Consider the following 7,954-nt stretch of genomic DNA (forward strand, 5'->3'; position numbering starts at 1 on the left):
TTACGGCTTGTGGGGGTGGTGGCGCTCGAATTCCAGCCTGTCCTTGAACAGGCAGATCATCACCGCAATGAAGCCGATTGCCACCGGCACCGCCAACATTTCCGCCCAGATTGTCACGTCGTTCATGGGTCTTGCCTTTGCTTCCACGCCCCAGCTCGCGAATGCCCCGCGTCTTTTCGCGCGGTGGATCGCCAATTTAGCGCCGTGATCCCGCAAAGGCCAGAAAATAGTCCCGATTCAGGACCTAAAAACCGAAAGGCCGCTCTGTGCCCCGCGCGCGTCTGCGGCGCAATATGGGGTCAGCTTGACGCGGCTGGGGCGGGGCAGACGCCGTGCAGGAAGACATGAATGGCGGCGCGGATATGGGCGCGCCGTGCCTCGCCGCTGCGCCAGGCGAATTCGCCGATGGATTTCAGGATCATCGCGCCGAAAATCATGTCCGAGAGCATGCGCGCGCTGGTCAGCGCATCCAGTGCCAGGTTGATCAGGCCGCGATCCGCCTGGCGCTGCATCCAGATGGCCAGCGCCGCATGCGCCTGCTGCGCCCCGTTGGTGCGGGCGATCTCGCTCAGCTCCGGGTAGGTCTGGGCCTCCGCCAAGGTCATGCGGAAGAAATCCAGCCGCTCCTTGTCCTCGTCCTCGCTGATATCGATCCGGAAAATCCGCTCCAGCGCCGCCGCCAGGGGCAGGTCGTCGGGCACGGGCAGCTCCAGCCATTGCGGGCGGTCGGCATCCACCACCGCAGCGAACAGCGCGGATTTGCCCGGAAACAACCGGTAGAGCGTCTGTTTGGAGATCTTGCAGCGTGTCGCGATGTCCTCGGTCCGGGTCGCGCCATAGCCTTGTTCCAGGAACAGGCGCCGTGAACAATCGATGATCAATCGCCGCTGCGTCTCGTCCGTACAGGCTTTTGGCCGCCCCCGATGCTTGCAAATCTCCTTGGACACTCAATCCCATCCATATTCGTTTCTTTGACGCGAAAAAATGCAACCAGGTCGCGTCTTGACAGCCCTTCGCAATCGCACAATATCAGTACTCATAAGTACTGTAAATGTTTTGAGGTCGTTGCTTCACTCTGGTGCGATGGTTCAGACATCCGCGATTCTCCGTATCGCGGATCAATGACGCTGAATCACACCAGATCTTTGATTTTGCTAGTGCTCCAACTGGGTTTCCGTTGTTTTCATTCCAGCCTGCCTTTGAGAGGTCTTGATGTCCGTCGAATTTCGTCGCCCCGCCCGTGGCCGTGCCCTGGCGGCAACGTGCCTTGCCGGGCTCACGCTTCTGGCTGGTTGTGACAAGCAGAAGGCCGCCTCCGCGCCGCCGCCGCCGGCGGTGGGCACGGTCACCATCAAAACTCAGCCGGTGACCCGGGAAACCGAGTTGCCGGGCCGTACCGCCGCGGTGATGACGGCGCCGATCATCCCGCAGGTGACCGGGGTGATTCTCAAGCGGCTGTTCGTCGAGGGTTCGGATGTGAAGGCCGGGCAGCAGCTTTATCAGATCGACCCGGCGCCCTATCAGGCGACTTATGACAGTGCCGTTGCCACATTAAAGCATGACGAGGCGCAGCTGGCCACGGATCAGGCGCAGGCCCGCCGCTACAAGCCTCTGGCGCAGGCCCAGGCCGTCAGCCAGCAATCCTACGACAATGCGCTGGCGACGGTGAAAGAGGACGAGGCCAATGTCGCCTCCGCCAAGGCCAGCATCGAGAGCGCGCAGATCAACCTGAATTACACCAAGGTGTTCTCGCCGATCTCGGGCACCATCGGCGCCTCCACGGTGACCCCCGGCGCGCTGGTGACGGCGAACCAGAGCACGGCCCTGGCGACGGTGACGCAGCTCGACCCGATCTATGTCGATCTGAACGAATCCTCCGAGACCTGGCTGCGGCTGAAGCAGGAAATGCAGTCCGGCACGTTGCAGACCAACGCCGATGGCACGGCCAAGGTGACGCTGACCCTGGAGGACGGCAGCACCTACGCGCCGGCGGGCAAGATGCAGTTCGCCGAGGTGAATGTGGACCAGGCCACCGGCACGGTGCTGGTCCGCGCGATCTTCCCCAACCCCGACCATCTGCTGCTGCCGGGCATGTATGTGCACGCGGTGATCGATGAAGGGGTGGACAAGAACGGCATTCTGGTGCCCGAGCAGGCGGTCTCCCACGACACCCATGGCGACCCGACCGTGCTGGTGGTCGGAAAGGATGATGTGGTCGCGCAGAAGGTGATCAAGACCGGCGCCACGCTCGGCAATGACTGGGTGGTGACGGGCGGGCTGCAGCCGGGCGATCGCGTGATCGTCGATGGGCTGCTCAACGCCACCCCCGGCCAGAAGGTCACGCCCACCGACGAGACCGCCAAATTCGCCTCCGGCAACGCCGCCTCCTGACCCCGGTTCCAGGACTCCGATATGTCACGTTTCTTTATTGACAGGCCGATTTTCGCCTGGGTTCTGGCGCTGGTGCTGATGTTGGCCGGCGCCATCGAGATTACCCAGCTGCCGATCGCGCAATATCCCTCCATCGCCCCGCCGGCGATCTCGATCTCCACCAGCTATGCCGGCGCGAATGCGACGACGGCGGCGAATACCGTGATCCGGCCGATCCTGCAGCAAATGTCGGGTCTGGACGGGCTGGAATATATCGATTCCACCGCCGAGGCGACCGGCGCGGTGACGATCACCCTGACCTTCAAGCAGGGTACCGATCCGAACATCGCCCAGGTGCAGGTGCAGAATAAGCTCTCTCTGGCCGAGCCGACCTTGCCGAGCGAAGTGACCCAAAGCGGCATCAATGTGCGCAAGGCCGAGAAGAACTATATGTTGTTCTTCGCGCTGGAATCCACGAACAGCACCATGGATCACGCCGCACTCGGGGATTACATCGCCTCCAATTTCGAGGATCCGATCACCCGTATTCCCGGCGTTGGCGATTACACGCTGTTCGGCTCGGAATATGCGATGCGCATCTGGCTCAATCCGGGTGAGCTGTTCAAATACGGGCTGACCGCCGCCGATGTCGTCTCCGCCATCCAGGCGCAGAACATCCAGGTGCCGTCCGGCGAGCTGGGCAGCCTGCCGGCGGTGAAGGGCCAGCGGCTCGACGCGCTGATCAACGGCCCGAGCCAGTTTACCGATCCCAAGCAGTTCGAGAATATTCTGCTGAAGGTGGAGACCAGCGGCGCCCAGGTGCGGCTGAAAGATGTCGCCAAGGTCGAGCTGGGGCCGCAGAGCTACGCGATCGACGCCACCTTCAACGGTCACCCGACCGCCGCCATGGGGCTGAAACTGGCGCCCGGCGCCAACCAGCTGGATACCGAAAAAGCGGTGAAGCAGGAGCTGGCGGTGCTGGCGAAGAGCCTGCCGCCGGGGGTGAAGCTGGTTTATCCCTACGATACCCAGCCCTATATCGTGCTGTCGCTGGAAGAGGTCGTGCAGACGCTGCTGGAAGCCATCGTGCTGGTGTTCCTGGTGATGCTGCTGTTCCTGCAGAATATCCGCGCCACGCTGGTGCCGACCATCGCCGTGCCGATCGTGCTCTTGGGCACGTTCGGGGTGCTGGCGGCGCTGGGCTACTCGATCAACACCCTGACCATGCTGGCGATGGTGCTGGCCGTCGGCCTGCTCGTCGATGACGCCATCGTCGTCGTGGAAAATGTCGATCGTCTGATGCATGAGCGCAAGCTCGCGCCGAAAGAGGCGGCGCGCCAATCGATGGATGAAATCTCCGGGGCGCTGGTCGGCATCGCGCTGGTGCTGGCGGCGGTGTTCCTGCCGATGGCCTTCTTCGGCGGCTCCACCGGCGTGATCTATCGGCAATTCTCGGTCACCATCGTTTCGGCCATGGTGCTGTCGATCCTGACCGCGCTGATCTTCACCCCCTCGCTCTGCGGCTCGCTGTTGCGCCCGCCGAAGGAAGGGGCCGGCACGCGCGGGTTCTATGGCTGGTTCAACCGCAATTTCAACCGTACCCGTAACGGTTATCTCGGCGGCGTGCGCAGGATGTCGCGCCATCGCCGGCTGACCATGGTGGGCTTTGTCTGCATCACCATCCTCACCGTCTTCCTGTTCACCCGGCTGCCGACAGGCTTTCTGCCGAACGAGGATCAGGGGCTGCTGCTGGGCCAGGTGACCCTGCCGACCGGCTCCACCGCCGAGCAGACCACGGCGTTGAACACCGAGCTGCGTGACTATATCGACAAGACCGAATCCGCGAACGTGAAGTCCGTCTTCAACGTCACCGGCTTCAGCTTCGCCGGTCAGGCGCAGAGCCAGGGCTTCCTGGTGATGCTGATGAAGCCCTGGGCCGACCGGCCCAAGGCGTCGCAGAATGTCGCCGCGATCGCGAACCGGGTGATGGCGCATTTCGCCGGCAACCCGGCCGGGCAGGTTTTCGTGCTGCAGCCGCCGCCGGTGCTGGAGCTGGGCAACGCCACCGGCTTCGATCTGGAGCTGATGAATTCCGGCAATCTCAGCAGCCAGGATTTCTTCAATGCCCGCAACAAGTTCCTCGGGCTGGCGGCGCAGGATCATCTGCTGGAGGCGGTGCGCCCCAATGGCCTCGGCGAGGCGCCGCAATATAATCTGAAGGTCGATCGTGAGGCGGCCTCGGCGCTCGGGCTGTCGATGAGCGATGTCAACACCACCATTCAGGCGGCCTTGGCCTCGGAATATGTCGACCAGTTCCAGCGCGACGGACGCGTGAAGGATGTCTATGTCCAGGGTGAGGCGGATGCGCGCATGCAGCCGAGCGACCTGGATAAATGGTATGTCCGCAATTCGTCCGGCGGCATGGTGCCCTTCAGCGCCTTCACCTCCGGCAGCTGGAGCGTCGGCCCGCAGGCGGTGGAAATCTATAATGGTGACGAGGCCTATGAGATTCAGGGCCAGCCGGCCCCGGGGGTGAGCTCGGGCACGGCGATGGCGGAGGTCGAGAAACTCGCCGCCGAGCTGCCCAAGGGCGTCACCATGCAATGGACCGGCCTTTCTTACGAGCAGGTGAAAGCCGGCTCGCAGACCGGCGCGCTCTACACCATCTCCGTCGTCTTCATCCTGCTCTGCCTGGCGGCCTTGTATGAAAGCTGGTCGATCCCGGTGGCGGTGATGCTGGTGGTGCCGCTGGGCATCATCGGCGCGGTGCTGGCCAATCTGCTGCGCGGCATTGCCAATGACGTGTATTTCCAGATCGGCCTGCTCACCACGATGGGGCTGGCGGTGAAGAACGCCATTCTGATCGTCGAGTTCGCCCGGAACTTCTATGAGCAGGGCGAAAGCCTGTTCGATGCGGCGCTGCATGCGGCGCAGGAGCGGTTGCGGCCGATCCTGATGACCTCGATCGCCTTCGTCCTCGGCACCTTCCCGCTGGCGATCGCGACCGGCGCGGGGGCGGGGGCGCGAACCGCCATCGGCACCGCCGTTGTCGGCGGCATGGTCACCGCCACGGTGCTCGCCATTTTCTTCGTGCCGATCTTCTTCGTCGTGGTGCTTGGCTTGACCAAGGTGCGCCGCAAATCGGAGCAGGTGGAAGTGACACATACCGGCGGGGGCCATTGATCCATGCGTAACGTGAAACCGGTCTCCGCCCTGATGCTGGGGCTGCTCTCGGGCTGCTCGCTCATCCCGGCCTATCACCGCCCGGCGCTGCCGGTGCAGAATGCCTACCCGGTGGCGGGTGGCGGCGCCGGCCCCGCCGCCGCCGATCTCGGCTGGAAGGATTTCTTCAAGGATCCGGCGCTGCAGCAGCTGATTTCCCTCAGCCTCGCGAATAACCGCAATTTCCGCGAGACGGCGCTGAACGTGCAGCAGGCGCAGGCGCAATATCGCGTCGACCGCGCCAGCCTGTTCCCGACCATCGAGGGCGATGCCTATCAAACCGTCACCCACACCCCGGCCAATCTCAGCTCCGCCGGGCGGGCCATCACCTCGCATGAATACAGCCTGGGCGCGCAGGCGGTCTCCTGGGAGATCGACCTGTTCGGCAAGCTGCGCGCGACCGCGAAATCCGCGCACGAGACCTTTCTGAGCGATCTGGATACCGCGCTCAGCACGCAGATCTCGCTGGTGGCGCAGGTGGCGTCCGAGTACGATACCTGGCTGGCGGATCGGCAATCGCTGCGGATTTCGCAGAACACCGCGGCGGCGGACCAGAAATCCCTGTCGCTGGTGCAGCTGGAGCTGAATAACGGCACGGTGACGGCGCAGGATCTGGCCCAGGCGCAGATCACCTACGACACGGCGGCGGCCAGCGTCGCGCAATATCAGCGCCAGGTGGCGCAGGATATGGATGAGCTGGTGTTGCTGGCCGGCGCGCCGATTCCGCCGGCCCTGCTGGCGCAGATGAACGCGGTGGACGGGCTGGATGCCGAGGCCAAGCTGCCGCACGTGCCGGCGGGCCTGCCCTCCGACCTGCTCACCCGCCGCCCGGATATCCGCGCGGCCGAGCATGAGCTGCTGGCGGCGAATGCCAATATCGGCGCGGCGCGGGCGGCGTTTTTCCCGTCGATCTCGCTCACCGCCAGCGGCGGTGTCGCCAGCAACAGCCTCAGCAGCCTGTTCTCCGGCGGTCAGACCTCCTGGTCCTTCCAGCCGCAGATCACCATCCCGATCTTCACCGCCGGCGCCAATATCGCCAATCTCGACATCGCCAAGGTCGAGAAGAAGATCCAGATCGCGACCTATGAGGCGACCATCCAGTCCGCCTTCCACGATGTCTCGGACGCGCTGAACGGCCGTGAGACCTATGTGGACCAGGTCAAGTATGAGCAGGATCTGGTGAACGCGGATCAGCGTTATTACACGTTGGCGCAGATGCGCTTCAAGGCGGGGATCGATACCTATCTGAACGTGCTGGTGGCGCAGAATGATCTGCTCAGCGCGCAGCTCAATCTGGTGGCGCTGCAGCTGGCGCAGCGGCAGAACGAGATCACGCTGTACAAGGCGCTGGGCGGCGGCTGGGAGGCGAACAGCACCCCGGGCACGCAGCCAGTGCCGGCCACGATGCCCGCCGCGCAGCCGGTGGCCCAGCCCCAGACCGGCCAAACCCCCGGCAAGCCCACATCGCTGACAGGCAACTGACAGGCAATGGCTCCGTGCAAGGCCGGACCCCAGGGTCCGGCCTTTTTTCATGCGCGCAAGCGGGTATAGCTGAACGGGATGAAGCAAACGCCCAAGCCGCCCGGTTTGCATCTGCACGGGCTGACCCTGCGCTATGAAGGCCGCCCGCTGTTCGAGGGGCTGGCGCTGCGCGTGCCGGCGGGCCGCTGCGTGGCGCTGCTGGGGGCGAGCGGGGTGGGCAAGACCAGCCTGCTGCGCATCGCCGCCGGGCTGGAGACGCCGGATGCCGGGGTGGTGGAGGCCGATGACGGCCAGGCTTTGGCCCCGCGCATCGCCTGGATGGGCCAGCAGGATCTGCTCTATCCCTGGGCGCGCGCCCTTGAGAATGTCACACTCGGCAGCCGCCTGCGCGGGCAGCGCCCGGATCATGCGCGGGCCATGGCGCTGCTGGAAGCGGTGGGGCTGGCCGGGCGCGAGCGGGCTTTGCCCAAGGAACTCTCCGGGGGCATGCGCCAGCGCGTCGCTCTGGCCCGCACGCTGTATGAGGACCGGCCGGTGGTGCTGATGGACGAGCCCTTTTCCGCGCTGGATGCGATCACCCGCGCCCAGATGCAGACGCTGGCGGCAACGCTGCTGGCCGGGCGGACGATGCTGCTGATCACCCACGACCCGCTGGAAGCCTGCCGGCTCGGCCACAGCCTGCATGTGATGGCGGGGCAGCCGGCGCGCCTCGGCCCGGCGATCACCGTGCCCGGCACCCCGCCCCGCGCCCCGGATGACGAGGCGCTGCTGCACACCCAGGCCGAGCTGCTGCGCGCCTTGCTGGCGGGGCAGGGGGCGATGAGCCGGGTGCTGCGGCCGCTGGGCACCTGTGCCGGGCTGGTGGCGCTCTGGTGGGGGC

At 64.9% G+C, this 7,954-nt stretch carries 6 protein-coding genes; 4 read left to right on the forward strand and 2 right to left on the reverse strand.

Annotation, left to right across the window (positions count from 1 at the left end; all coding sequences use genetic code 11):
* Both MXAZACID_RS20315 and MXAZACID_RS12760 read right to left on the reverse strand, forming a co-directional pair.
* Nucleotides 1-126 (reverse strand): hypothetical protein, encoded by a 126-nt coding sequence (locus MXAZACID_RS20315; protein WP_256378780.1) that lies wholly within the window; start codon nt 124-126, stop codon nt 1-3.
* Between the two features lie 173 nt (nt 127-299).
* Complete coding sequence (locus tag MXAZACID_RS12760; protein WP_035178998.1) at nt 300-947, reverse strand: TetR/AcrR family transcriptional regulator; 648 nt, start codon at nt 945-947, stop codon at nt 300-302.
* A 265-nt stretch (nt 948-1,212) separates the two neighbouring features.
* Here MXAZACID_RS12760 and MXAZACID_RS12765 point away from each other — a divergent pair, with 265 nt between their 5' ends.
* The 4 genes from MXAZACID_RS12765 to MXAZACID_RS12780 form a co-directional block, all read left to right on the forward strand.
* On the forward strand, nt 1,213-2,391 hold the full coding sequence (locus tag MXAZACID_RS12765) for an efflux RND transporter periplasmic adaptor subunit (protein ID WP_008494821.1): 1,179 nt from the start codon (nt 1,213-1,215) through the stop codon (nt 2,389-2,391).
* Between the two features lie 21 nt (nt 2,392-2,412).
* Nucleotides 2,413-5,553, forward strand: a complete 3,141-nt coding sequence (locus tag MXAZACID_RS12770) for an efflux RND transporter permease subunit (protein WP_008494822.1) — start codon at nt 2,413-2,415, stop codon at nt 5,551-5,553.
* A 3-nt stretch (nt 5,554-5,556) separates the two neighbouring features.
* Nucleotides 5,557-7,074, forward strand: a complete 1,518-nt coding sequence (locus MXAZACID_RS12775; RefSeq protein ID WP_008494823.1) for an efflux transporter outer membrane subunit — start codon at nt 5,557-5,559, stop codon at nt 7,072-7,074.
* A 78-nt stretch (nt 7,075-7,152) separates the two neighbouring features.
* Nucleotides 7,153-7,954, forward strand: an 802-nt coding sequence (locus MXAZACID_RS12780; RefSeq protein ID WP_008494825.1) for an ABC transporter ATP-binding protein, incomplete at its 3' end; no start/stop codon positions are given.

This window comes from Acidocella sp. MX-AZ02 (genome assembly GCF_000306035.1).
Lineage (GTDB): Bacteria > Pseudomonadota > Alphaproteobacteria > Acetobacterales > Acetobacteraceae > Acidocella > Acidocella facilis.

Coding starts and splice junctions, on each gene's coding strand:
- MXAZACID_RS20315 (WP_256378780.1), bottom strand. CDS start 126: ATGAACGACGTGACAATCTGGGCGGAAATGTTGGCGGTGCCGGTGGCA.
- MXAZACID_RS12765 (WP_008494821.1), top strand. CDS start 1,213: ATGTCCGTCGAATTTCGTCGCCCCGCCCGTGGCCGTGCCCTGGCGGCA.
- MXAZACID_RS12770 (WP_008494822.1), top strand. CDS start 2,413: ATGTCACGTTTCTTTATTGACAGGCCGATTTTCGCCTGGGTTCTGGCG.
- MXAZACID_RS12775 (WP_008494823.1), top strand. CDS start 5,557: ATGCGTAACGTGAAACCGGTCTCCGCCCTGATGCTGGGGCTGCTCTCG.